This is a genomic window from Leifsonia sp. Root4 (genome assembly GCF_001425085.1).
Taxonomy (GTDB): domain Bacteria; phylum Actinomycetota; class Actinomycetes; order Actinomycetales; family Microbacteriaceae; genus Microterricola.
In genome coordinates this window covers 282,311-306,164 of sequence record NZ_LMDN01000001.1, presented here as the reverse complement: position 1 = coordinate 306,164, position 23,854 = coordinate 282,311, and the positions used below count along the sequence as shown (strand labels likewise).

General features: G+C 67.6%; 25 protein-coding genes and 1 tRNA gene. 15 read left to right on the top strand and 11 right to left on the bottom strand.

Annotation, left to right across the window (positions count from 1 at the left end):
- The first annotated feature begins 19 nt into the window (after positions 1-19).
- Together ASC66_RS01530 and ASC66_RS01525 are read left to right on the top strand one after the other, a co-directional pair.
- Positions 20-940 carry a glycosyltransferase family 2 protein gene (locus ASC66_RS01530; RefSeq protein WP_235496715.1) on the top strand — a complete coding sequence of 307 codons (921 nt, stop codon included), beginning with the start codon at positions 20-22 and terminating at the stop codon, positions 938-940.
- 62 nt (positions 941-1,002) lie between these two features.
- Complete coding sequence (locus ASC66_RS01525) at positions 1,003-2,301, top strand: CDP-glycerol glycerophosphotransferase family protein (RefSeq protein ID WP_055833758.1); 1,299 nt, start codon at positions 1,003-1,005, stop codon at positions 2,299-2,301.
- Positions 2,302-2,512: 211 nt separating this feature from the next.
- Here ASC66_RS01525 and ASC66_RS01520 read toward each other — a convergent pair whose 3' ends face one another.
- Positions 2,513-3,493 carry a hypothetical protein gene (locus tag ASC66_RS01520; RefSeq protein WP_082491932.1) on the bottom strand — a complete coding sequence of 327 codons (981 nt, stop codon included), beginning with the start codon at positions 3,491-3,493 and terminating at the stop codon, positions 2,513-2,515.
- A gap of 95 nt (positions 3,494-3,588) precedes the next feature.
- Between ASC66_RS01520 and ASC66_RS01515 the strand changes: the two genes are divergently transcribed.
- Positions 3,589-4,209 carry a tetratricopeptide repeat protein gene (locus ASC66_RS01515; RefSeq protein WP_055833752.1) on the top strand — a complete coding sequence of 207 codons (621 nt, stop codon included), beginning with the start codon at positions 3,589-3,591 and terminating at the stop codon, positions 4,207-4,209.
- Between the two features lie 77 nt (positions 4,210-4,286).
- On the top strand, positions 4,287-4,589 hold the full coding sequence (locus tag ASC66_RS01510; protein ID WP_055833750.1) for a helix-turn-helix domain-containing protein: 303 nt from the start codon (positions 4,287-4,289) through the stop codon (positions 4,587-4,589).
- Positions 4,590-4,772: 183 nt separating this feature from the next.
- Here the strand turns inward: ASC66_RS01510 and ASC66_RS01505 are convergent, their stop codons facing one another.
- The 4 genes from ASC66_RS01505 to ASC66_RS01490 form a co-directional block, all read right to left on the bottom strand.
- The gene (locus tag ASC66_RS01505) at positions 4,773-5,075 is read right to left on the bottom strand and encodes a hypothetical protein (protein WP_157509595.1); all 303 of its coding nucleotides are present in this window, start codon (positions 5,073-5,075) and stop codon (positions 4,773-4,775) included.
- Between the two features lie 109 nt (positions 5,076-5,184).
- Entirely contained in the window at positions 5,185-5,931 is a 747-nt protein-coding gene (locus ASC66_RS01500; RefSeq protein ID WP_055833747.1) for an ABC transporter ATP-binding protein, read from the bottom strand.
- Complete coding sequence (locus tag ASC66_RS01495) at positions 5,931-6,743, bottom strand: ABC transporter permease (protein WP_055833744.1); 813 nt, start codon at positions 6,741-6,743, stop codon at positions 5,931-5,933. The genes ASC66_RS01500 and ASC66_RS01495 overlap by 1 nt, the downstream gene beginning before the upstream one ends.
- A 71-nt stretch (positions 6,744-6,814) precedes the next feature.
- Positions 6,815-7,507, bottom strand: coding sequence for a phosphocholine cytidylyltransferase family protein (locus ASC66_RS01490; RefSeq protein ID WP_055833741.1), 693 nt, complete (start codon positions 7,505-7,507; stop codon positions 6,815-6,817).
- 291 nt (positions 7,508-7,798) lie between these two features.
- On the opposite strand from ASC66_RS01490, the gene ASC66_RS18640 reads away from it, so the two are divergent.
- From ASC66_RS18640 to ASC66_RS01470, 3 genes are read left to right on the top strand one after another with little or no spacing between them, the layout of a single operon-like run.
- Positions 7,799-9,493 carry an ABC transporter ATP-binding protein gene (locus tag ASC66_RS18640; protein ID WP_502691542.1) on the top strand — a complete coding sequence of 565 codons (1,695 nt, stop codon included), beginning with the start codon at positions 7,799-7,801 and terminating at the stop codon, positions 9,491-9,493.
- A complete protein-coding gene (locus tag ASC66_RS01475) occupies positions 9,469-11,043 on the top strand; it encodes a hypothetical protein (RefSeq protein ID WP_235496628.1) in 1,575 nt (524 codons plus the stop codon). The genes ASC66_RS18640 and ASC66_RS01475 overlap by 25 nt, the downstream gene beginning before the upstream one ends.
- Before the next feature lie 42 nt (positions 11,044-11,085).
- Positions 11,086-11,373 (top strand): DUF3039 domain-containing protein, encoded by a 288-nt coding sequence (locus ASC66_RS01470; protein ID WP_055833735.1) that lies wholly within the window; start codon positions 11,086-11,088, stop codon positions 11,371-11,373.
- A gap of 76 nt (positions 11,374-11,449) precedes the next feature.
- Here ASC66_RS01470 and ASC66_RS01465 read toward each other — a convergent pair whose 3' ends face one another.
- Positions 11,450-12,781: a nicotinate phosphoribosyltransferase gene (locus tag ASC66_RS01465; RefSeq protein WP_200944669.1), complete on the bottom strand. Its 1,332-nt coding sequence runs from the start codon at positions 12,779-12,781 to the stop codon at positions 11,450-11,452.
- Positions 12,782-12,809: 28 nt separating this feature from the next.
- Here ASC66_RS01465 and murI point away from each other — a divergent pair, with 28 nt between their 5' ends.
- From murI to ASC66_RS01445, 4 genes are read left to right on the top strand one after another with little or no spacing between them, the layout of a single operon-like run.
- Complete coding sequence (gene murI / locus ASC66_RS01460) at positions 12,810-13,640, top strand: glutamate racemase (protein ID WP_055833732.1); 831 nt, start codon at positions 12,810-12,812, stop codon at positions 13,638-13,640.
- 8 nt (positions 13,641-13,648) lie between these two features.
- Positions 13,649-14,407, top strand: a complete 759-nt coding sequence (gene rph / locus ASC66_RS01455; protein WP_235496626.1) for a ribonuclease PH — start codon at positions 13,649-13,651, stop codon at positions 14,405-14,407.
- Positions 14,404-15,030 carry a non-canonical purine NTP pyrophosphatase gene (locus ASC66_RS01450; RefSeq protein ID WP_055833729.1) on the top strand — a complete coding sequence of 209 codons (627 nt, stop codon included), beginning with the start codon at positions 14,404-14,406 and terminating at the stop codon, positions 15,028-15,030. Before rph ends, ASC66_RS01450 begins: the two co-directional genes overlap by 4 nt.
- A 50-nt stretch (positions 15,031-15,080) precedes the next feature.
- On the top strand, positions 15,081-15,995 hold the full coding sequence (locus tag ASC66_RS01445) for a cation diffusion facilitator family transporter (RefSeq protein ID WP_055833726.1): 915 nt from the start codon (positions 15,081-15,083) through the stop codon (positions 15,993-15,995).
- Positions 15,996-16,012: 17 nt separating this feature from the next.
- Here ASC66_RS01445 and ASC66_RS01440 read toward each other — a convergent pair whose 3' ends face one another.
- From ASC66_RS01440 to ASC66_RS01430, 3 genes are read right to left on the bottom strand one after another with little or no spacing between them, the layout of a single operon-like run.
- The gene (locus ASC66_RS01440) at positions 16,013-16,750 is read right to left on the bottom strand and encodes a DedA family protein (protein ID WP_200944745.1); all 738 of its coding nucleotides are present in this window, start codon (positions 16,748-16,750) and stop codon (positions 16,013-16,015) included.
- A gap of 55 nt (positions 16,751-16,805) precedes the next feature.
- On the bottom strand, positions 16,806-17,498 hold the full coding sequence (locus tag ASC66_RS01435; RefSeq protein WP_082491930.1) for a DedA family protein: 693 nt from the start codon (positions 17,496-17,498) through the stop codon (positions 16,806-16,808).
- Between the two features lie 2 nt (positions 17,499-17,500).
- Positions 17,501-18,187, bottom strand: a complete 687-nt coding sequence (locus ASC66_RS01430) for a biliverdin-producing heme oxygenase (protein ID WP_055833721.1) — start codon at positions 18,185-18,187, stop codon at positions 17,501-17,503.
- 207 nt (positions 18,188-18,394) lie between these two features.
- On the opposite strand from ASC66_RS01430, the gene ASC66_RS01425 reads away from it, so the two are divergent.
- Positions 18,395-18,838 carry a hypothetical protein gene (locus ASC66_RS01425; RefSeq protein ID WP_157509594.1) on the top strand — a complete coding sequence of 148 codons (444 nt, stop codon included), beginning with the start codon at positions 18,395-18,397 and terminating at the stop codon, positions 18,836-18,838.
- Positions 18,839-18,865: 27 nt separating this feature from the next.
- On the opposite strand, the gene ASC66_RS01420 is transcribed toward ASC66_RS01425, so the two are convergent.
- Both ASC66_RS01420 and ASC66_RS01415 read right to left on the bottom strand, forming a co-directional pair.
- Positions 18,866-18,947, bottom strand: a tRNA-Leu gene (locus ASC66_RS01420).
- A 75-nt stretch (positions 18,948-19,022) separates the two neighbouring features.
- A complete protein-coding gene (locus ASC66_RS01415; RefSeq protein WP_055833715.1) occupies positions 19,023-20,606 on the bottom strand; it encodes an MFS transporter in 1,584 nt (527 codons plus the stop codon).
- Positions 20,607-20,757: 151 nt separating this feature from the next.
- Here ASC66_RS01415 and ASC66_RS01410 point away from each other — a divergent pair, with 151 nt between their 5' ends.
- Genes ASC66_RS01410 through ASC66_RS01400 form a run of 3 tightly spaced genes read left to right on the top strand, consistent with a single transcriptional unit; the run spans position 20,758 to position 23,842 of the window.
- Positions 20,758-22,020, top strand: coding sequence for a TadA family conjugal transfer-associated ATPase (locus ASC66_RS01410; RefSeq protein ID WP_235496624.1), 1,263 nt, complete (start codon positions 20,758-20,760; stop codon positions 22,018-22,020).
- A complete protein-coding gene (locus ASC66_RS01405; RefSeq protein WP_055833709.1) occupies positions 22,017-22,907 on the top strand; it encodes a type II secretion system F family protein in 891 nt (296 codons plus the stop codon). The genes ASC66_RS01410 and ASC66_RS01405 overlap by 4 nt, the downstream gene beginning before the upstream one ends.
- Complete coding sequence (locus tag ASC66_RS01400; RefSeq protein WP_055836086.1) at positions 22,904-23,842, top strand: type II secretion system F family protein; 939 nt, start codon at positions 22,904-22,906, stop codon at positions 23,840-23,842. Before ASC66_RS01405 ends, ASC66_RS01400 begins: the two co-directional genes overlap by 4 nt.
- The last annotated feature ends 12 nt before the right edge of the window (positions 23,843-23,854 follow it).

Below are 23,854 nucleotides of genomic sequence, written 5' to 3'. Positions count from 1 at the left end.
TGAGCTTGGCTCTCCGTTGATTGAGCCTGTCTCTCCGCTGATTGAGCCTGTCTCTCCGCTGATTGAGCCTGTCGAAATCCCGACGGTCGGTGTCGTCGTGCTCACGCAGGGCACGAGGCCGGATGACCTCGAGCGCGGCCTGCGGAGCATTCTCGCTCAGCAGGGCGTAGCGCTCGACATCGTCTGCGTCGGCAACGGCTGGCAGCCCACCGGGCTCCCCGCCGGGGTCAAGACGCTCGGCCTGCCGGAGAACCTCGGGATTCCGGCCGGGCGCAATCGCGGCGTCGGGCAGGTCAGCGGCGAGTACATCTTCTTCCTCGACGACGACGCCAGCATTCCGGATGCCGGCTTCCTCGCCGCCGCGATCGGGAAGCTCCGCGCCGACCCCAGCATCGGCCTGCTCCAGCCCCAGGTCGTCGACCCCAGCGGCACCACCTCGCCGCGGCGCTGGATCCCACGCATTCGCAAGGGCGACGCCAGCCAGTCCAGTGACGTCTTCTCGGTCTGGGAGGGCGCCGTGCTCCTGCCGCGCGCCGTCTTCGACGCGACCGGCGGCTGGGCCGAACCGTTCTTCTACGCCCACGAGGGCATCGAGTTGGCCTGGCGGGTCTGGAACACGGGCAAGCGCGCCTGGTACGCCGGCGATCTCGTGGCCAACCACCCCGTGATCCAGCCGACCAGGCACAGCTATTACTACCGCCTCAATGCCCGGAACCGTGTCTGGCTGGCCCGGCGCAACCTGCCGACCCCGCTCGTGCCGCTCTACGTCGGCAGCTGGACGGCGATCCAGCTGTTGCGCTGGTGGCGGCATCCGGCGGCGCTCTCGGCGTGGTTCGGAGGCTGGCGCGAGGGCTGGCGTGCCGACCCGGGAGAGCGCAAGCCGATGGCCTGGCGGACCATCTGGCGCATGACACGCGCTGGTCGTCCACCGATCGTCTAACGATTCGGTCAGCGCCACCCGTTCTGGGGTCTCGACGCCGAACCCCTCTGTACTCTTGACAAGTGGGTATTCAGAAAGACGCGCGCAACGCGATCAAACTCGTCAAGGGCGTCTTGGCGTCACGCAAGGCGCAGCGCCTGCTGCGCGAGAAACTGGCCGAGCAGGGTGCGCTCGAGCCGCACAAGTACAGGGTGGCCGTGTACTTCGCCGACGGCAAGGTGAACATGTACCAGATGCGGCAGTGGTACAAGCCGCTGGCGAAGCTCGCCGAGACGTGGCCGGTTCTCGTGCTCAGCCGGGCATCCGGCGCCGCCATCACCATGTTGGACGAGTCCCCGCTCCCCGTTGCCTACGTGCGCAAGGTCGTGGACCTCGAGAGGGTGATCCACGAGCAGGACCTGCGCGTGATCTTCTACGTGAATCAGAACGCCAAGAACTTCCAGATGATGCGCTACGGGCGCCGCTGGCACGTTTTCATCAACCACGGTGAGAGCGACAAGATGTACATGACGACCAACCAGTTCAAGGCATACGACTACTCGCTGATCGCGGGGGATGCCGCGCGCGCCCGTCTCGGCAAGGTGCTCTGGGACTACGACTTCGACAAGCGGGCACTGCCGATCGGCCGCCCACAGGCCGATCACTACCTCGACGGCGCTCCGCTGCAGTATGTGCAGGACGAGCGTGAGGTTGTGCTCTACGCGCCCACGTGGGAGGGCGACCGCGGGGCTGCGGCCTACGGCTCAATCGCCACCCACGGCGTCGCACTCGTGCGCGGGCTTCTCGCAAGCCCCAGGCACCGCCTGATCTACCGCCCGCACCCGCGTTCCGGCGTGTTGGACCCCGCCTATGCCGCGGCCAACCGCGAGATCGTCCGCGCGATCGAGACCGCGAACGCGGCCGATCCTGCCGCGCGGCACATCTACGACACCGGCTCGCAGCTCGGTTGGCAGCTCGTCGCCGCCGATGTCGCGATCGTCGACATCTCCGCCATGGTCTACGACCGTCTGGCCGCCGGCAAGCCGCTGCTCATCACCCGGCCGGCGAACCCGGCGGCGGAGATCGACACGAGCGGCTACCTCTCCGATTGCGAGTGGCTGCCCGCGGATGACGCGGCCGGCATCGTCGCGATCGTCGACGAGCTGAGCCACGGCGACGCTGCTCAGCAGCGCCTCAAGCAATGGGTCGAGTACTACTTCGGTGACACGACGCCTGGCGCTGCCACGCGCCGTTTCCACGGTGCCGTGCAGCACCTGATGACCGAGTGGGACAAGAACGCCGCCCTGCACGCCGCAGACGGCGAGATCGACGACCACGACGTCAAGGGCGACCTCGACGACGGCGACGAGATCGACGTCTAGCCGGCTCCCGCGCCGACGCCGCGCAGCTGCGGGACGCACAGTGTTCGGCCGCGCAACTGTGCGCAGGACCCCGCTCGGTGCGCAGTTCGCGGTGGGGCGCCCGACGGCGAGAGTGCAGATACTGCGCTGGATGGCGGGTTGTCGCGCGAATACTGCACTCTCGGCACGGCTCGCGAGCCGAGAACGCCGCGGGCGTGACGGGATCGCTGCGCTACTGCGTGTGCCGATCCGCGGTGTTCGCCGGTTCGGCCGACCCGCCGGCATCCTCGCGTGAGGACGGCGGTGTGCCCTTGCCGCGGGGGAGGGCCTTGCGCACAACACCGCCGACGCCGCCCGCTGCGCCCTTGACGACACCACCGACGCTCGTCGCCGCTCCGACCATGGCCCCGCCGACGCTGCTGCCGACGCGCGAACTGCCGCGCACGGCCCGCTCCCGCAACGACACCGTGCGCACGCGCGGCTCCAGTTCGGGCGGCAGGATCACCGGGGCGGCACCGAAGCCGAGGCGCGCATTCCGCAACACACGTTTTCCGAGCATGTTGTTGCCGATGCCACCGATGGCGGCCCCGACGCCGAAAGGCAAAGCCTTGCCGATGACGCTTGCTCCGCCGCGCACGGCGAACTGCCGGATGAAGGCCGTCTTCAGCCGATCGAGGAGCGGCCCCATGACGACCTGCGGGATCGCGCTGGTCACCATCTCGCCCCAGTACATGTTGCGAGTGAATGTGCCGCCCGTGAACTGCCCGGCGAGGTTGCGCACGAGATCGGTGCCCTCTCGGCCGAGCATCAGCGTCATCACCAGGGCGCGAGCCCGATCGGGGTCCTCGACGGCAATGCCGTGCACCTCGGCGACGGACTGGGCGAAGAGCGCTGTCGCCTCCAGGAAGCCAGCCGTCTCCACGCTGGAGAGCGCGAGCGTCACACCGGTTCCGATGGCGGGAATGACCGCCGTCGCGCCCACCGCTGCACCGCCGGTGGTGACCGCGGCGAGGTAGCGCAGTTCGAGAATGCGCACGAGCTGCTGCGGCGTCGCGTCCGGGTTCTTGCGCCGGATGCTGCGGATGTGGGCGAGCACGATGGGGCGCTGCACGGCCAGCACGCGGTCGATGCCGCGCACGAACCCGCTCGGCAGCTCTCCGCCCTGCGGAGTGCCGCCGGTCGGCGAGATGAAGGGTTTCACTTTTCGAGCCACGAGGCGATCATATGGGCAGCCGCTGTGCGTCTGGCTGAGCATTCCCGGCCCGGCGCGACCGGTGATCGGGCCCGGTGAGCCGCTAGCCTTGACGCATGGCCACTGTGATCACCGAAGACGACGTCGATGAACTTGAGCTTCGGGACTTCGACCCGATGACCGGCAGCGTGACGGGAGGCGTCGCCGAGCATCTCGAGAAGGCGGCGATCTTCGAGCAGTGGGCGACGGATGCCGAGAATTACACGCTCGACGGCGGGCTCACACCCGCGCACCTCCTGGTCGTCGCGGCCGAACACCTGCAGATGGCCCATGACACCGCCGAGGCATTCCGGCTCGTCGAGGCGGCGAGGGCGCACTCCAGCGTGAAGCCGTTTGAGGCGCACCCGACTCTCATCAGCCTGCACCTCGAGCAGGAGGATCGCACCACGGCGATCGCCCTCGCCGATGAGGTGCGGACGACCGGAAGCGACGATCTCGGGGTCTACCAGCAGATCGCCGAGGGCTTCGAGATCGCTGGCGAGCTCGCCCTCGCCGAGCGCTGGTACGCCATCGCCCTGCGCGCGCTCGACAAGGTCGGACTCGAGAGCCCGAGCGATCGGATCGCCCTCCTCGCCGGGCGATACCGCGTTCGCCGTGACGGTGGCAAGCCGCTCGATGTGCTTGACGTCGAGACCGAGCAGCTCCGTACAGAGCACGGTCTGGACCCGCTCGACTGAGCGTGCATGCTTGAGGCGCAAACGCTTCAATGCTGAACGCTCTGGTCTCGAAAGCGCAGGGCAAGTAGTCATGAGTAATGGCCTCAACGCACTCGGAAGCAGCTCGAATTCTGGGTGAGCGCATCCGTGGCGTGCGTCTTGGCCTCGGCATGAGCCAGGAGGAGATCGCGCAGCTCGCCGATATCCACGTGACCAATCTCGGCAAGATCGAGCGTGGACAGGCGAACCCGAGCCTCACGACGATCGTGCGGGTCTCCGGCGTGCTTGGAACCGATCCCGCCGAACTCGTCCGGGGCCTCGGCCTCGAGGATCTGCCGGACACGACCCGGCCGTTGACGGTGGCCGACTTCGTGCGCGAGCGCCGCTCCCGCGGCCGCTGACGCCGACGCTCGCCCGGCCATCGTGCATTCTCACGCTGGCTGGAGGGAGCAGCCGAGGAACGAGGCCGCCCCCGAAGCCCTGAGCGTCTGACCGGATAGGGCGGCTCTGGTCTCGATACGGCCGCGGGCGGCCTACTCGACCAACGTGGTGAGGGCGGGTGTCGGCCGACGCTGCGCGTCGCGCTAGAAGCTCACACGCCAGAGGTACTCGTCACCGTTCGGGCGTGACCAGCGAACGATGACGACGGTGGCCCGCGCGGGATCCTCCGCATGCAGCGTGAAGCGCACGGCAGCGCCGGCCTCGACGGCGGTCGGCAGGCCCCAGATCAGTGTGCCGGGCCCGAGTACGGCCAGTGTGAACGCAACGAGGCGTTCACCGCCCACATTGCGCAGCTCGAAGCGCGGCGCGCGGCGACGATCCAGACGCCATGGCACGCGGTAGGCGGGGTCGCTGGGGGAGTCGAGGGGCGCCGCAGGCTTCACCATGCCTCGCACGGTAGCGGCGGCATCCGACGGTGGGGGCCGATTCTCGCGCCCGTATCTGGCGGCTGTGGAGAACCGCGCACTCCCTGGCCCTGGGTGGGGGAGAAAGCGCCTACTTGACGCCGTAGTCCTCGTTGTAGCGCCCGAGCACATCGGCGATCGGGGCGTCCAGCACAAGGGCGCCCTTGTCGAGGTAGAGTCCGCGGGTGCAGAAGCGTCGGAGGTCGCGCTCGTTGTGCGAAACGAAGAACAGCGTGCGGCCACCGGCGAGCAGCTCTTCGATCCGGCGATAGCACTTCTCCCGGAAGGCCTTGTCACCGACCGCGAGCACCTCGTCGACGAGGATGATCGGCTCCTCGAGCCGGGAGATCACCGCGAAGGCGATGCGCACCTTCATGCCGCTCGAGAGGTGCTTGTACGGGGTGTCGAGGAAGTCCCCGATCTCGGCGAAATCGATGATCTCGTCGAAGCGGGAGTCGATCATGGCCTTGGTCATACCGTGCAGCCCGGCCGTGAGGTAGACGTTGTCGCGCACGGAGAGATCGTCGACGAAGCCGCCGGTGATCTCGATCAGCGGGGCAACGCCGCCCTTCACGTCGACCGTCCCCTCGTCGGGCAGGATCACGCCGGCGACGAGCTTGAGCAGCGTCGACTTGCCCTGGCCGTTGCGCCCCACGACACCGATCGCCTCGCCGGCGCGCACGTCGATCGTCACATTCCGCAGCGCCCAGAACTCGCCGGGGCGGCTGCGCCGGTCGCGACCGGCGAAGAGATCCTTGAAGTTGCGTCGACCGCGGCGATTGCGACGAAAGCGGATGCCGGCATCCTGCACCGTCATCACCACCTCAGCAGCTGACATCAGATCTCCTTCAGCACGGAGCGCTCGAGGCGGCGGAAGACGAGGATGCCGATCACGAGGAAGGCCACGGACATCAGCGCGGACACCGCGACGGCGAACCAGTCGAGCTCGCCGGGGAAGAATCCGGCACGGTACAGGCCGAAGATGCCGGTGAGCGGGTTGAACGCCGCCCAGAAGTGCAGCTCCTCCGGCAGGTTCGAGGTGCCGTAGATGATCGGGGAAGCGTAGAACAGGAAGCGCAGGACCAGCTTGGTGGCCCGCTCCAGATCGCGGAAGAAGACGACCAGGGGCGCGACGATGAGGCCGATGCCGACGGTGAGGACGGTCTGCAACACGATCGCAACGGGGAAGAGCAGGAGATCGATGTTGAGCTTGACCGTGTCGCCGGCGAGGAACGCGAAGACCACGAAGAGGGCGAGCACGGGAATGGACGCCAGGAACTCGATGCCCTTGGAGAGTACGAGTCGGTTCACCCAGATCGTGCGGGGGATCTTCGTCGAGCGGATGAGCTTCGCCTCGCGAAGGAAGGCACGGGTCGAGTCAGAGACGGCACCGTTGAACCACATCCACGGCAGCAGAGCGGCAAGCAGGAACACGATGTACGGTTCGCTGCCGACCGGGCGCTGGAATACCTGGGTGAACACGAACCAGTAGATGCCGGCCATGACCAGCGGATCGAGGATCGACCAGACATAGCCGAGCGCGGAGGTCGAGTACCGAACCCGCAGATCGCGCCGCGTGAGCAGCCAGAGCGCATGCCGGTAGCGTGCGAACGGCGTCCACTGGGGGCGCTCTTCAGCGATTGAACTCACAGGCACTATCGTATGGGCGCGCGCGGGGTGATTCGCGCAAGCCCATACGTGCAGCGAGTGATGGCTACTACTTAGACGAAGAGGTTGGCGCGGGCCAGGTCTTCGGCGAAGTCGACCTCGACCGCGTACAGGTCGGAGATGTCGACCGGCTCGACCAGCAGGCCGAACTTCTCGATGGCGACCTCAAGGCCACGCTCGAAGTAGTCCTGGTCGCCGACCTTGACGAGCTCGCGCTGGAACATTGCCTTGTCGGTGCTCGAGATGTAGTTGATGCCAACGGCCTCGCCGAGTCCGCCCTTGACGGTCTTGGAGAGCTCCTTGATGTAGCCCTCGGCGCTGGTCGTGTACTTGACCTCTTCGTCGGAGACCTTCGAGGTGTTCACCGTGACGAAGCTCTGGTCGCGCGCGATCATCGCGGCGGCACGGTCGAGGATGCGCGGGTCGAAGACGACGTCACCGTTCATCCAGAGCACGCCGCCCGGCTGCGAGGCCTGCAGGGCGCGCAGAAGGCTCTTGGACGTGTTGGTCTGGTCGTACTCTTCGTTGTAGACGAAGGACGCCTGCGGGAATGCCTCGATGATGTGCTCGAGCTTGTAGCCGACAACGATGGTGACCTTGGCGTCTGTGCCGAAGGCGTGCTCGATGTTGTCGAACTGCTGGCGCATGATCGTGCGGCCATCGCTCAGCTCGGTGAGCGGCTTCGGCAGCGAGCGACCGAGGCGGCTTCCCATGCCTGCGGCAAGAATTACGACCTGTGTGGTCACGATGGGCTCCTCAAAGAAAATTCGGGCGGACCGGGAAATCTTGTTCTGCGCAGAAGCGGCCCTATTGCCGAGTCCTCCACGCAAGATTCACGTCCGGTTCACCCTTACGTTTACGTTAAGGCACGCCATTATGCCTACGTCATTCTATCGTGACACCCTCTCGGGGGTGTCTGTCGGATGCCGGGTTGTTTCCACTTCGTTATGCGGCGCTCGGCACTTTCACAGATTCGGATTCTCGCCGATGGCGGCAGGGGCCCGGTCTTGGGCCGGTGTCTTTGGTAGCTTGGCTGAGTGACTTCTCTGCCGCACGATGCCCCTGACTCTGTCCCGAGCGAATCGACTCCGGGTGCCGCTGCGCCCCGGAAGCGTGCTCCGCGCAGCGCAGCGGCTCTCGCGGCCACGACGAGTGCCGCCAAGACGAGCGCCGCAAAGTCCACGGCCGTGAAGTCCAGCGCCGCCAAGACCACAACGTCCAAGACCACGGCCGCCAAGACGGCAGCCAGAAAGCCCGCCGCAGGCAAGGCGGCCACTCCGGCGAAGGCGGCAGCGGCCAGAACGACTGCAGCCAAATCCGCCGCGGCGACGACGACGGCAGCCAAGGCGCCGGCGGCGAAGACCACAGCGGCGAAGACGACGGCCGCCAAATCCGCCGCCGTGAAGACGACCGCCGCACAGACGCCGGCGGCCAAAGCAACGGCCGCGAAATCGACGGCAGCACGAACGACAGCCGCCAGCTCAGCCGCGGCCAAGAAAGCGAGCGCAACCAAGGCGAGCGCCGCCAAGGCGAGCGCGGCCAAGGCGAGCGCTGCGAAGGTGGCGGCCGCCACCGCAGCCGAGATCGTCGATGACGGCCAGGCCGTCGTCGCCGAAACGGTTGCCACGCAGAAGACCACCGCGCCCGCTGCGGTCGCGACGCCGCTCGCCGCTGCGGCCGCAGCCGAGACAGCTGTAGCCGAGACGACTGCTGAGGCTCCTGCGGCTCCTGCTGCCGAGGCTCCTGCTGCCGAGACCGCTGCTGCTGAGGCTCCTACTGTTACGGCTCCTGCTGCCGAGGTCGCTGTCGCAACGGCAGTGATAGCCGAGGTTCTCGGTGCCGAGGCGTCGGCCGTCGAGACCGATCCAGCAGTCGCGGATCCGACCCCGGCCGCACCCGTCGTGCGTGCGAAGTCACCCGCCAAGAAAAAGGGCACGCGTCGCGTCGCGGCTGTTGCGCCCGCCGTCGATGCCCCCGTCGTCCTGCAGATCAGCGCGCTGAGCAAACACTTCGGCGAGACGACGGCCGTCGACCAGATCGAGCTCGCCGTGCGCACCGGTTCGTTCTACGGCATCGTCGGCCCCAACGGCGCGGGCAAGACAACGACGCTTTCCATGGTCACCGGGCTGCTGCGCCCGGATGCCGGCACCGTCAGCGTGCACGGGATCGACGTCTGGGCCGACCCGGTTGCCGCCAAGCGCACGATCGGCGTCCTGCCCGACCGGCTGCGTCTCTTCGACCGCCTCACCGGTGCGCAGCTCCTCTACTACTCCGGCATCCTGCGGGGACTCGACAACGCAACGGTGCGCGAGCGCTCGGCCGACCTCGCCGCCGCATTCGGGCTCGAAGACGCCCTCAACCGTCTCGTCGCCGACTATTCGGCCGGCATGACCAAGAAGATCGCACTGGCCTGCGCGATGATCCACTCGCCGCGCCTGCTCGTGCTCGACGAGCCGTTCGAGGCCGTCGACCCGGTCTCGGCGGCGAATCTGACCGAGATCCTGCAGAGGTATGTCGCGGCGGGCGGCACGGTCGTGCTCTCCAGCCACGGCATGGATCTGATCGAGCGCGTGTGCGACAGCGTCGCCATCATCGTGCACGGTCAGGTGCTGGCATCCGGAACCCTCGACGAGGTGCGCGGCGCGGCAACGCTCGAAGAGCGCTTCGTCGAGCTCGCCGGCGGACGCAAGGCAGCGGAGGGGATGGAATGGTTGCACAGTTTCTCGGACTAAAGCTCCGACTGCTGGGCAATCTGTTCCGGCGCAGCCCATGGCAACTCGTCGGCATGATCGTCGGGCTGCTCTACGGCCTCGGTCTGGCCGTGTTCCTCACGACGGGCCTCATCGCCCTGCGGTTTGTGAACGAGACGGAGGCGATCCGCGACTTCATTGTGCTCGGCGGCTCCCTCGTTCTGCTGGGATTCCTGATCGTGCCGCTGATCTTCGGGGTCGACGACACGATGGATCCGCGCGCCTTCGCGCTGTTCGGGATGCCGAACCGCCGGCTCTCGTTCGGCCTCGCTCTCAGCGCGCTCCTCGGAATTCCGGCCGTCACGCTCACGATCGTGCTGCTCGGCTTCGTCGTCACCTGGTCGCGCGGAATCGCTGAGACGCTGCTCGCGGTGCTCGCCGCGGCGCTCGCGCTCGGCAGCTGTGTGCTGGTGGCGCGGGTGACGACGTCGATCGCCTCCTTCCTGCTTGCGACCCGTCGTGCCAGGGAGTTCACCGGCGTGCTCGGCCTCTTCGCGCTCGTCATGATCTCCCCGGTCGTCATCTTGCTGAGCAACCTCGACTGGGAGGAAGACGGCGCCGCCGTGATCTCCCAGCTGGCCGATGTACTCAGCTGGACCCCGCTCGGCGCCGTCTGGGCTGTGCCGGGCGATGCCAGCAACGGAGACTGGGGTGCGGCATTGCTCAAGCTCCTGATCGCCGCAGCAACGCTCTGGCTGCTCTGGCTGGGATGGCAGGCGCTGGTCGCGAAGATGCTGGTGACGCCGGGCCGTGAGGCCGCGAGCAAGGCGTACCACGGCATCGGCTGGTTCGACCGGCTTCCGCACACCCCGGCCGGCGCGATCGCCGCGCGCAGCATCACCTACTGGACGCGGGATGCCCGCTACTGGGTGTCACTCGTGATGATCCCCGTGCTGCCCGTGATCCTCATGCTCTCGCTCAGCATCGGCGGCGTCAGCGGTGAGTACCTCGCGCTGCTGCCGGTGCCCGTGATGAGCCTGTTCCTCGGCTGGACCATCCACAACGACGTCGCGTACGACAACACCGCGATCTGGCTGCACGTGGCATCGGGCACGAAGGGCGGGGCCGATCGCATCGGGCGACTCGCTCCGGCACTCGTGCTGGGCGTCATCGTGATCGGTCTCGGCACCGGGGTCAGCATGCTGCTCAGCAAGGACTGGAGCGCCATGCCGGCATTGCTCGGCGTGAGCACGTGCCTGTTCCTCGGCGGTCTCGGTTTCGGCAGCTACACCTCTGCCCGCTTCCCGTACCCGGTGACAAAGCCGGGCGACAGCCCATTCGCCCAGCCGCAGTCCTCCGGAACGGCGGCCGCGCTCGTGCAGTCGTTGACCCTGTTCGGCACCGTCGTGCTCAGCCTGCCCGCCGTCGGCTTCGCCATCCTCGGCTTCACCGACAACCCGGAGTGGCACATCGCCTCGCTGATCGCTGGCTGCGGCGTCGGCGTCATCGCGCTGATCGTCGGTGTCTGGGTCGGCTCGCGCACCTTCGACGCGCGTGGGCCAGAGCTGTTGGCAGCGGCACTCCGCGCCTGAACGGGTGGCCGCGGCATCCCGTATGCGCGTTATTCTTGAGGCATGTCTGAACACTTCCGCGCGAGCATCGCCGACCCGGGAATGCCCGGCGGCGGAACGTCCACTCTCGACCGTGAGCTCGAAGAGCTGCTCAACCAGGAGGCCATCGAGCCCGGTGATCACGAGCGCTTCTCGCACTACGTCAAGAAAGAGAAGATCCTGCAGTCGGCCCTGACGGGCAAGCCGGTCAAGGCCCTGTGCGGCAAGAAGTGGACGCCGGGGCGCGACCCGGAGAAGTTCCCGGTCTGCCCGAGTTGCAAAGAGATCTACGAAAAGATGAAGGCCGAATGATTTCGATCCTTCGACAGGCTCAGGACGAGTCGAGCTCAATCAGCGGTGGACCGCTGGTTGAGCCTGTCGAAACCCTTTAGCGGTACACGGTGGGGATGACGGGCTCGCCCTGACCCAGCCGGAACGCCTCGATCGGCAGTTCCTGCATCACGGCTGCGCGGTGGTTGCGGGCGAGCACGGTGCCGGCGTGGCCGAGGAAGCGCTCGTCCGGCACGCCGCCGTTCACGAGCTGCACGAGCAGCTCGCGGTGGCTCTCGCTCGGCAGGTCGACCGGGAGGTCGACGCCGCTTCCCTGCACATCGACGATCTCCTCGCGGGCCGTGCGTGTGCTGTCGATGCGGCGCAGGGCGCGCTTGCGCCCACCGAGGCTGGCCTTCGCCACGCTGGCCTTCGCCACCGGGATCCAGTCGCCGGCATCTGCTCCTCGCCCATCACCCTTGTGGGCGACGAGCTTGTAGACCATTCCTGCGGCCGGGGAACCCGATCCGGTCACGACGGAGGTGCCGACACCGTAGGCGTCGACGGGGGAGCCGGAGAGGCCGGCGATGGTGTGCTCGTCGAGATCGCTCGTGACGGTGATGCGGGTGTTCACGGCGCCCAGGCTGTCGAGCTGATCGCGCACGGCGGCCACGACGGTGGGCAGGTCACCGGAGTCGATGCGCACGGCGCCGAGCTCGGTGCCGGCGACCCTGACGGCGAGCTCGACGCCCGTCTTGATGTCGTAGGTGTCGACGAGGAGCGTGGTGCCCGGCCCGAATGCGGCCACCTGGGCGCGGAACGCGTCCTCCTCACTGTCGTGCAGGAGGGTGAAGGCGTGGGCGGCGGTTCCCATGGTCGGGAGCCCCCAGCGGCGGCCGGCCTCCAAATTGCTCGTGGCGTCGAAGCCGCCGATGTACGCGGCACGCGCGGCGGCGACGGCGGACTGCTCACCTGTGCGTCGGGACCCCATCTCCGCGATCGGGCGACCGAGCGCGACGGACACCATGCGGGCGGCCGCGCTGGCCACAGAGGTGTCATAGTTCAGCACGCTGAGGATCAGGGTCTCGAGGATCACGCCCTCTGCGAATGTCGACTCGACGGTCAGCAGGGGAGAGCCGGGGAAGTAGGCCTCGCCCTCCTGGTAGCCCCAGATCTCGCCGTTGAAGCGATAGTCGGCGAGCCAGTCCAGTGTCGGCTGGCGCACGACGCCGTTCTCGCGCAGCCAGTCGAGTTCGGAGTCCCCGAAGCGGAAGGCCTGGATCAGCTCCAGCAGTCGGCCGGTTCCGGCCACGATGCCGTAGCGGCGGCCGTGCGGCAGCCGGCGGGCGAACGCCTCGAACAGACACAGCCGATCGGCGGTTCCGCTCTGCATGGCGGCATCCACCATCGTGAGTTCGTAGCGATCGGTGAGAAGGGCAGAGCTGTTCACGCAGGCCAGCCTAGTAGGGTTGACAGACGTGACGGATGCACCGATTGGGATCTTCGACTCAGGCGTTGGCGGTTTGACCGTGGCCAGGGCCGTGAAGGATCAACTGCCGAACGAGTCGATTCTCTACATCGGCGACCTCGCGCATTCCCCGTACGGCCCGAAGAAGATCGCGGCGGTCCGCGGCTACGCGCTCGAGGTGCTCGATGACCTCGTCGAGCAGGGTGTGAAGATGCTCGTGATCGCGTGCAACACGGCATCCGCTGCGATGCTCAGAGACGCCCGCGAACGCTACAGCGTCCCCGTGATCGAGGTGATCCAGCCGGCCGTGCGCCGCGCGGTCGCCAGCACCCGCAACCAGCGCGTCGGCGTCATCGGCACAGAGGGCACGATCGCCTCGCGGGCCTACAACGACGCATTCGCCGCCGCGCCCAGCCTTGAGCTGTTCAGCCAGGCCTGCCCGCGCTTCGTCGAGTTCGTCGAGGCCGGAGTGACAACCGGCGCTGAGGTGCTGGCGACGGCTGAGGAGTATCTGGCGCCATTGCGGGCGGCGGATGTCGACACCCTCGTGCTCGGATGCACCCACTATCCCTTCCTCAAGGGCGCCATCAGCTATGTCATGGGGGAGAGCGTCACCCTCGTCTCGAGCGACACCGAGACCGCCAAGGACGTCTACCGCACCCTCGTCAGCCAGGGGCTGGAGCGCACGGCGCCGACGCCACCGAGCTACCGCTACGAGGCGACCGGTGACAGCGCATCCGATTTCCTCGATCTCGCCCACCGGCTCATCGGTCCAGACATCTCCGATGTCGAACTCGTCGAGACGGGCATCATCAACACGATCACCCCCACAACCGTCTAGGAGACACCGTGACCACTCTGAACAGCTCTGACATCGTCCGTGTCGACGGTCGATCCGTCAGCGAACTGCGCCCCGTCACGATCGAACGGGGCTGGAGCGATCAGGCGGAGGGCAGCGCGCTGATCTCCTTCGGGCGAACCAAGGTGCTCTGCACCGCCTCCTTCACGAACGGCGTCCCGCGCTGGATGGCCGGCAAGGGCAAGGGCTGGGTCACGGCCGAGTACTCGATGCTGCCGCGCAGCACGAACTCCCGCATGGACCGCGAGTCGGTCAAGGGCAAGATCGGCGGGCGCACCCACGAGATCAGCCGGCTGATCGGGCGGAGCCTGCGCGCCGTCGTCGACATGAAGGCGCTCGGCGAGAACACCATCGTCATCGACTGCGACGTTCTGCAGGCCGACGGCGGCACCCGCACAGCGGCGATCACGGGCGCGTACGTCGCCCTCGCCGACGCGCTCGAGTGGGGCCGCGGCAAGAAGTTCCTCGCGCAGAAGGCGCAGCCGCTCATCGACAGCGTCGCCGCGGTCTCGGTTGGAATCATCGACGGTGAGCCCATGCTCGATTTGGCATACACCGAGGATGTGCGCGCGGAGACCGACATGAACGTTGTCGTCACGGGCCGCGGCCTCTTCGTCGAGGTGCAGGGCACGGCCGAGGCCGCCCCGTTCGATCGCCGCGAGCTCGACTCGCTGCTCGACCTCGCCGTCTCCGGCGCGGCCACCCTCACCGAGCTGCAGCTTGCAACCCTCGCCGAGGCGCGCGCGTGAGCATCGAGTTCGTCCTCGCCACGCACAACCAGCACAAGGTCGAGGAGTTCCAGCGGATCCTCGCTGCCGTGCTGCCGGACGCCGTCGTGCACGCCTACGACGGCCCCGAGCCCGTCGAGGACGGCACCAGCTTCGCCGCGAACGCGCTCATCAAGGCGCGGACGGCGGCGGCACACACCGGTCTCATCGCGCTGGCGGACGACTCCGGGATCGCCGTCGACGTGATGGGCGGCGCGCCCGGCATCTTCTCGGCGCGCTGGGCCGGGTCACACGGCGACAGTGCGGCGAACACACGGCTTCTGCTCGATCAGCTCGGCGACATCGGCGATCCGCACCGGGCCGCGGCCTTCCACTGTGCCATCGCGCTCGTGATCCCGCCCGCCGCGGCATCTGGAACCGGATTCGAGCACGTCGCATCCGGTGTCTGGCCCGGAACACTGGCCACCGAGGTCTCCGGCGCGCACGGCTTCGGCTACGACCCGATCTTCATCCCGGATGGCTTCACCGTGACCGCGGCGGAGCTGGACCCCGAGGTCAAGAACGCCAACAGCCATAGGGCGCGCGCTGTGCAGGCGTTGCTCCCGGTGCTGCTCGAATCTATTGAGAATGGCACTCATTCCTAACTAGCGGGGCGCGTTGGCGTGGCGCGTTTTCGCGGCCTAGCGTTGATGTCATGGGTCACGATCACAGCCACGCCACCGCAACGACGAACCGGAAACGCCTGCTGATCGCCATCGGCATCATCGGAGTGTTCCTGCTCGTTGAGGTCGTCGGTGCCCTGCTCAGCGGTTCGCTGTCCCTGCTGGCCGACGCGGGCCACATGTTCTCGGACCTGACCGGACTCATCATCGCGCTCGTCGCGACGGTCATCGCCGCGCGGCCCGCGAATGACCGCCAGACCTACGGCTATCAGCGGGCAGAGGTGTTCGCCGCGCTCTTCAACGGCATCGTGCTCACGGTCGTCGCCGTCAGCGTCACGATCGAGGGCATCCGCCGGCTGACCGAGGCCGGTGGCCCGGAGGTGCAGGGCGGCACGATGCTGCTCGTGGCGGTGCTGGGCCTCGGCGCCAATATCGCCGCCATGTTCGTGTTGCGCGGGGGAGCGAAGAACTCGATCAACATGCGGGGCGCGTATCTCGAGGTCTTCGGGGACATGCTCGGCTCCATCGCCGTCATCATCGCGGCTGTCGTGATCATGACCACCGGCTTCGAGAAGGCCGACGCGATCGCCTCTCTGGCGATCGCCGTGATGATCATTCCGCGGGCGTTCTCGCTGCTCCGCGATGTGGTGCGCGTGCTCAGCCAGGCGGTGCCGGCGGACACGAGCGTCGCCGAGATCCGGGCTCACATCCTCGCCACCACGGGCGTCGTCGACGTGCACGATGTGCACGTCTGGGCGATCACGACCGGTGCTCACGTTTTCAGCGCCCACGTCGTCGTCGAGCCGGAGGTGCTCCGTGGGGATGCCGGCGGCTGCCTGCTCGACGAGCTCAGCGAGTGCCTCGAAGAGCACTTCGACGTCGCGCACTCCACGTTCCAGCTCGAGCCGGCGGAGCACGCCGAGCATGAGGAGCACTCGCACGCCTGACGGGCGATGGAGCGGCGTTACTTCTCGTGCGGGCTGTCGAAAACGTCCGGGTCGAGGGCGAGGGCGGCTGCCTCCTCGGCATCCGTCACGTGGTCGGGGCCGGCCGCCGTCGAGCGCTTGGCCTTCCGCACAGAGCTGATGTAGTGCCAGACCGTCGGGATCAGCGTGATCGTCACGGCACCGAGCAGGATGATGTCGATGTACTCCTGCACAAAGTTCGCGATCGGGGGGATGTAGCCGAGCAGGTAGCCGAAGTAGGTCAGGCCTGCACCCCAGATGAGCGCGCCGATCAGGTTGAACAGCGTGTACTTCTTGTAGTTCATGTGGCCGACGCCCGCGGCGACGGGGGCGAAGGTGCGCACGATCGGAACGAAGCGGGCCAGGATGATGGCCAGAGCGCCGAAGCGGTCGAAGAACGCGTTGGTGCGGCGCACATTCTCGACGCTGAACAGTCCGGACTCCTTGCGCTCGAACACCTTCGGGCCGAGTTTGTGCCCGATCAGATAGCCGACCTCACCACCGAGGAATGCGGCGAAGCCGATCGCGAGGCAGACCCACCAGATGTCCACACCGAAGACGAAGAGCGTGTGGGTGAGCAGCCCGGAGATCACGAGCAGCGTGTCGCCCGGCAGCAGGAACCCGACGAGCAGGCCCGTCTCGGCGAAGACGATGGCGCACACCACCAACAGAGCCCATGGGCCGGCGGAGGAAATGATGACCTCGGGGTCGAGCCAGGGAATGAGGGAAGTATGAATCACGAGAGGCAGTCTAACTTTCGGGAGGGGGAGATTACCGGGCGTGAGGGGAAGATCATCCCTCGGATGTATTTGTTCCCGCCACCGACGCGCGCAATGTCTCGTCCGCGCGCTCGGCCTTGTCGGCACGCCACGCTCGGATGCCGGCGATGATCGATGCGGTGATCACGATGCCGGCGATCACGTACGAGCCGGCCTTCACCCCGGGGATCGACGCGGCGAAGTAGCCGATCACCGTGATTCCGACGCCCCACGCGAGGGCGCCGACGAGGTTGGCCGTGATGAAGCGCATGTACGCCATCTTGCCGAATCCGGCGATGACGGGCACAAACACGCGACCCCACGGTACGAAGCGGGCGATGACGACCGACCACCAGCCGAAGGTGTTGTAGAACCATTCGGTCTTGGCGATGGCAGTTTGGGTGCGGGCCCCTCCACGTTTGTCGAGGTAGGGCCTGCCGTAGCGGCGTCCGATCAGGAAGCCGACCTGGTCGCCGAGGAACGCGGCGATTCCGGTGCCGATGGCGAGGATCCAGATGTCGATGCCCGAGGCGCTGGCCGCGATCAGGCCCGATGCGAAGAGCAGCGAATCGCCGGTGACGAAGGGCACGAAGACGCCGACGAAGAGTGCGGTGCCGGCGAAGACGAGGCCCCAGACGATCAGGTAGAACAGCACAACGCCGACATCGCCGAGCATGCCGGCGAGTTCATCGCTGACGCTCATGCCGACGCCGGCCGTTCTCAGCATGATCAGGCTGCTGCAGTTGCGTGCTGCTGCAGCTCGTCGAAGAGCGCACCGTTGAACTCAAAGGCCGCGAGCGCCTCGGCGACGACCGCCGCGCTCTGCTCGTCGCTGAGCGGCAGCGCGTCGAGCTGCTCGCGGTAGGCGCGCTTGAACTGCACGTGGTTGTCGATGCCGTCGAAACGGTAGAACGCGAGCTGCTCGTCGGTGGCCGCGTAGTGGCGCGCGACGAGGCGCGAAATTGCCTGACCACCGGAGAGGTCGCCGAGGTAGCGGGTGTAGTGGTGTGCGACGAAGCGGGGGTCGTTGGTGGCGACGAGCTCGCGCAGACGCGCGGTGTAGCGCTCGGTCGAGGCGAGCGCCGGGTGGCTCGTGCGCCAGTCGGCCGCACCGAGCGCGACCAGGTCCTTCTCGATCTCGGCGAGCCGGTCCAGACGCGCGTCGTAGATCGCGAAATCCGTCTCGCGCGGTGTGCGCGACTCCAGCGCCTCGTACACCCAGGCCATCTGCGCCAGGTAGCGCGTGTAGTCCTCGAGGGACAGTTCGCCCTTCATCAACGCCACAATGAACGGGCGGGACTCGGTCGAGCGGTGCTGCTCGTGCGTCTCTGTGCGGAGCCGTGCTCCCAGGGAGAGTGAGTCCTCTGCGGTGGTGCTGTCAGAGGCGTGCTGCTCGGCGGAGATTAGCTTAGGCATACCTACATAATACGGCCACGGCGTAGAGATTGCTGACATGAGTCCACAATCCCGGAATGGGCCAGCACGGGCGATTTCGGCGGATGACAGCCGATCTGGAGTGAGGGAAATTCGGCGTTTGCATACGCGGCGGTTGCGTGCACAGGCGGTTGCGTGCACAGTGGAATGGTGCCCCGGCACGCGGGGCAGACGATCGGGGATTCCACCATGCGAGGAACCAAGACAACTGCCGTGCTCGTTCTTGCCGGCGCGCTCCTGCTCACCGGCTGCGCCTCGGGCGGAGGAGCCAGCCCGACGACCGCAGCTGACTCGTGCGCGACGCTGCAGTCTGAGGTGCGCGACATCTCCAACGGCGCGCAGAACACGCTCGCCGCTGCCGGCACACCGAGCGAGATTCAGGCCAAGCTCGATGACTACAGCGCACGTGTCGTTGCACTGGAGGAGAAGGCCGATAACCCGGATGTCGCGGACGCGCTCGCGAGGGTCGATGAGAAGATCGCCGAAGTATCGGCGGCCGTAGAAACGCTCCCGACGGACGCCGATGGCGCTATCGACGGTGACGCGATCGCCGAGCAGCAGGCCGGCATCCAAGAGGCGGCCGACAAGCTGAAGACCGCGTGCGCCGGGAAGACCGACTCAACCGGTTACTGAGCGGTGGCCGGATGATGGCCAGCAGAGTGCGGGAGAAGGGACTTGAACCCTCACGCTCGAAAGCACAGGAACCTAAATCCTGCGTGTCTGCCAATTTCACCACTCCCGCGAGTGCCTCCCCAGTTTAGGCGGACAGAGCGGGCCGGGCTGACAGCGCCGTCGGCTCGCGCCGGCATCCGACCCGCTACAGCACCAGTCCCTCGCTCTGCGTTGCAATCGGTGGGTCGGGCACTCGCCGCATCCTGAGGGTGTTCAGCAGACCAAGGAGCGCGGCGAAGATGGGGATGAGCAGCGCGAGCTGAAGCGCGATGGGCCTCGCGTCGGTGTTGATGCGGATGATCTCGTCCTGGATGTCGGCCGGCTGGCCGACCAGGAGCTCTTCGAGTTCGACGTTGCTCATGATCTGCGCGTCCTCTTCGAGCACGGCGGCGACCTGCTCCTTCTCGTCCGCCGGCAGGACCGTGCTGGACATGACCATGCTCGTGAAGATCAGCGAGAGCGCCGCGAGCATGATCGCGCCGGCGAACGCGAGGCCGAACGAGAGCCCGAAGGAGCCGGCGGCGGAGTTGACTCCGGCCGCCTCGCTCACCCGCTCATCCGAGATCGGCGACAGCGTGTAGTTGTTCAGCTGCGAGACCAGCAGGCCGAGCCCGCAGCCGGCGATGAGCAGCGGGACGAGGAGCCACCAGCCGGAATCCGCCCGGGGAACGATCGGGATGAGGATGACGAGCCCAAGCAGCAGCAGCAGGAATCCCCACATGATCAGCGTGGCGGGCCGGCGACCGCCCGAGCGTTTGCCGGCGAGCATGGCGATGGCGAACATACTGAGGGACAGCGGTGCGATCGAGAGTCCGGCCTGGAGTGCGTTGTAGCCGAGCACCATCTGGAGGTAGATCGGCAGCACGATCATCGTGCCGCCGAGCGCGATCTGTTGCAGCAGTTGCTGGCTGACGCCGAGGCGGAACGGCTTCGAGCGGAACAGGGCGGGGTCGAGCAGCACCGCCTTGTCGTGCCGCTTGCGCCGCACCAACCAGTACGCGAGCCCGCCGAGGCCGAAGACACCGACGGCGATCAGCGCCCCGACGGCCTCTCCGCCTTCCTGCCAGACGAGGATGCCGATGACGATGCCGCCCATGCCCACGACCGAGAGCAGCGATCCGACGACGTCGACCTGTCGCGACCCGGTGTACGGCACGTCGTGCACGAGCTTGATGCCGAGCAGCACGACCGCGATCACGACCGCTTCGAGCGCGAAGGCCACGCGCCACGAGAGGAGGGTCGTGATGAGCCCGCCGAGCAGCGGCCCGACGGCCGCGGCGATCGCCGCCGACGCTCCGACGAGGGCGTACACCCGCTTCTGCTCAGCACCGTGGAAGTTGCCGTGAATGAGGGATTGCATGGCCGGCAGCAGCAGCGAGGCGCCGAGCCCGCCGATCACGGCCCAGAAGATGATGATCGGAAGCAGGCTCTGGGCCAGGGTCATCGCGATGGCGCCGGTGGCGTAGCAGAGTAGGCCGATCACATACGCGCGTTTGCGCCCGATCAGATCGCCGACCTTGCTCCCGATCAGGATGAAGGCGGCTGAGACGAGGGCCTCGAGCGCGATCGCCGACTGGACCCCGCTCACGGTGGTGCCGATGTCGCGCACCACGGCCGAGATCGAGACGTTCATGATCGAGGTGTCGACGACCAGGACGAACATCGCCATCGCCAGAAGCAAAGCGAGCTTGCCGTTGAACGTGGCCGTTGGTGTATCCGATGGAGCCATGACGTGCCTCTCTCGAAGCTTCAAGCGTTGTGAATGGAATCTAGCCTGAAAAGCGCCGGATGCCCATGATTTGTTCGGGTGCGCGATTCGGGCGCGAGCGGCATCCGCGGCCTGAAGCGGATACCGGCCTGTGGATAACTTTCGAGGCTGCATGCCGAAAAGGCGCATCATGGTCGGCATGAGCGACGCCGTGCGCATGATCACCGAGCAGGTCCGGGTGCGGGTGCGTGCGGACAGCGTCGACCTCTCCTCTGACGCCGCGCTTGCCGAGAGCTATGTGCGCGCCGAGCTGCAGCGCTACAGCGAACGCGCGCTCGGCAACTCGCTGCCTCTGATCCACGACGAGGAACAGGCGGCGCGGGAGGCCGTCGCGTCGCTCACCGGCTTCGGGCGGCTGCAGCCCTACCTGGACGATCCGAGCATCGAGGAGGTGTGGATCAACTCTCCGACGCGGGTGTTCGTCGCGCGGGCCGGCGTGGCCGAACTCACGACGACGGTGCTCAGCGAGCGGGAGGTGCGGGAGTTGGTGGAGCGGATGCTGCAGAGCTCCGGCCGACGCGTCGATCTCAGTTCGCCGTTCGTCGACGCCTCGCTGCCGGACGGATCACGGCTCCACGTCGTCATCCCCGATGTCACCGCCCGCTTCTGGTCGGTGAACATCCGCAAGTTCAGCCGCCGCATCCGCGAGCTGAACCAGCTCGTCGCCGCCGACTCGCTCAGCCGGCAGGCGGCGGAGTTCCTTCGCATGTGCGTGCTGGCCGGGCAGAACATCCTCGTCTCCGGCGCCACGCAGGCAGGCAAGACGACGATGCTCAACGCGCTGCTCTCTGCAGCGCGCATCCGCGAGCGCATCGTGACGGTGGAAGAGACCTTCGAGTTGGACCTGCGGGCCAGAGACGTCGTTGCGATGCAGTGCAGGCAGCCGAGCCTGGAGGGCACAGGCGAGATCACGCTCCGCCGGCTGATCAAGGAATCCCTGCGCATGCGACCGGACCGGCTCGTGGTCGGCGAGGTACGCGAGGCGGAGAGCCTCGACCTCCTCATCGCGCTGAACAGTGGGATTCCCGGCGCGTGCTCCATCCACTCGAATTCCGCACGGGATGCACTGGTCAAGCTGAGCACGCTGCCGCTGCTTGCCGGGCGGAACATCGACTCGGCATTCGTGCTGCCGACCGTGGCCGGCTGCATCGACATCGTCGTGCACTGCGAGCTGGACCGCCACGGAGCGAGGAGCGTGGGCGAGATCCTCGCGGTGACGGGTCGGGTGGTCGACGAACAGGTGGAGGCCGAGACGCTCATGGTCCGGCGGGACGGGACTCTGGTCGCCCTCGGCAGCGCGCCACACAAGATGGAGAAATTCGACGCAGCCGGGCTCGACCCCATGCTCATCCTCGGCGCGGGGAACCCACCATGAGCGCGCTCGTCCCCGTGCTGCTGGGTGCCCTGCTCGGCGCCGGGCTGTTGCTGGCACTGTCGCCGCTGTTCTGGCCGGCGGGACGGGAGCGGGTGGCCCCTGCGCCGGATGCCGTGCCAGGCGGCATCCGGCATGCCCTCGCGCGCACGCTCAGCCGGGCCGGCATCCGCCGTGTCACGCCGCTCGGCTTCGCCGTGATCTCGGTCACGCTCGCCCTGATCTCTGCCGGCCTGGCCCAGGCCCTGCTCGGCATCACGGCGCTCGCGCTCGTGGTGGGGCTCGCCGGGCTCGCCGCCCCGCTCCTCATCGTGCGCTGGCGAGCGGCGGCCAGGCGCAGCGCGAACCGGGAGATCTGGCCCGAGGTCGTCGACCATCTGATCTCGGCCGTGCGCTCTGGGCTGGCCCTGCCGGACGCAGTGAGCAGCATCGCCAGCGCAGGGCCGGCGAGCGCCCGCGCGCCGTTCGCGGAATTCGAGCGCGACTACCGGGTCACCGCCAATTTCGGGGCGTGCATCGGGCGGCTGAAGGACGCGCTCGGCGACCCCATCGCCGACAGGATCCTGGAGACCTTGCGCATGGCGCGGGAGGTCGGTGGAACCGAGCTGACGACGGTGCTGCGCAGCCTCGCCAGCTATCTGCGCGAAGACGCGGCGGTCCGTGCCGAGCTGCGGGCGCGCCAGGGCTGGGTCGTCAACGCCGCTCGGCTGGGAGTCGCCGCACCGTGGCTCGTCCTGCTGCTCCTCGCCTCCCGCCCGGAGGCGGCGGCTGCATACGACACCCCGGCCGGGTCCGTGGTGATTCTCGGCGGTCTGCTGGTCTCGATTCTTGCCTATCGGATCATGCTGCGCGTCGGGCGTCTGCCCGAGGAACAGCGGTGGTTCCGATGAGCGCGCAGCTCGGTTGGGCGATCGTGCTCGGCAGCACCCTCGGCCTCGGGCTGTGGTCGCTCGCCGCGCTCACCCCACGGTTGCGGCGCGCCCGACTGATCGACCGGATCGCACCGTACCTCGGCGATGTCTCCGAGGAAGCGAGGGAGCGGGCCCTGCGCCACACGGTCGACCCGCTGCCCGTGATCGGCTCGCTGTTCGCGCCGACCCTTGGCCGCGCGGCCACAGCACTCGCCGACGTACTCGGCGGCTCGGATGCCCTGTCGCGACGGCTGCGGCAGGCCGGATCGACGCGTGGCGTCATCCAGTACCGCACCGAGCAACTGCTCTGGGCGGTGTTCGGGCTCGTCCTCGGCCTCGCGTTGACGATCGCGGGTTCTCTGGCGGGGAGTATGACGCCGCTCGTGCAACTCGTCCTGCCGCCGACGGCGGCGCTCGCCGGGGGAGCGCTGCGGGAGTGGACGCTGCGGCGGCGGGCACGGTCGCGGCTGCGCCGCATCGAGGGCGAGCTGCCGCTCGTGTTGGAGTTCCTGACGCTGAGTCTGTCTGCCGGCGAGGGGTTGTTCGACGGGCTGCGCCGCATCGCACGCACGAGCTCCGGCGAGCTTGCGGCCGAGCTGGGCGTCGTCGTGGCGCGGGTGAACGTCGGTGTCCCGCTCGCGGCGGCCCTGCACGAGCTCGCCGATGAGCTCCGCATCCCCGCGCTCTCCCGCTGCGTCGATCAGATGATCGCGGTGCTTGAGCGGGGCACGCCGCTCGTCGAGGTGCTGCAGGCGCAGGCCAGCGACGCCAGGGGATCAGCGAAGCGAGAACTGCTCGAGAGCGGTGGCAAGAAGGAAGTGTTGATGCTCGTACCGCTGGTCTTCCTGATCCTGCCATTGACCATCATCTTCGCGATTTTCCCGGGAATCTTCGTATTGCAGGCCGGGTTCTGACGAACCAGAACA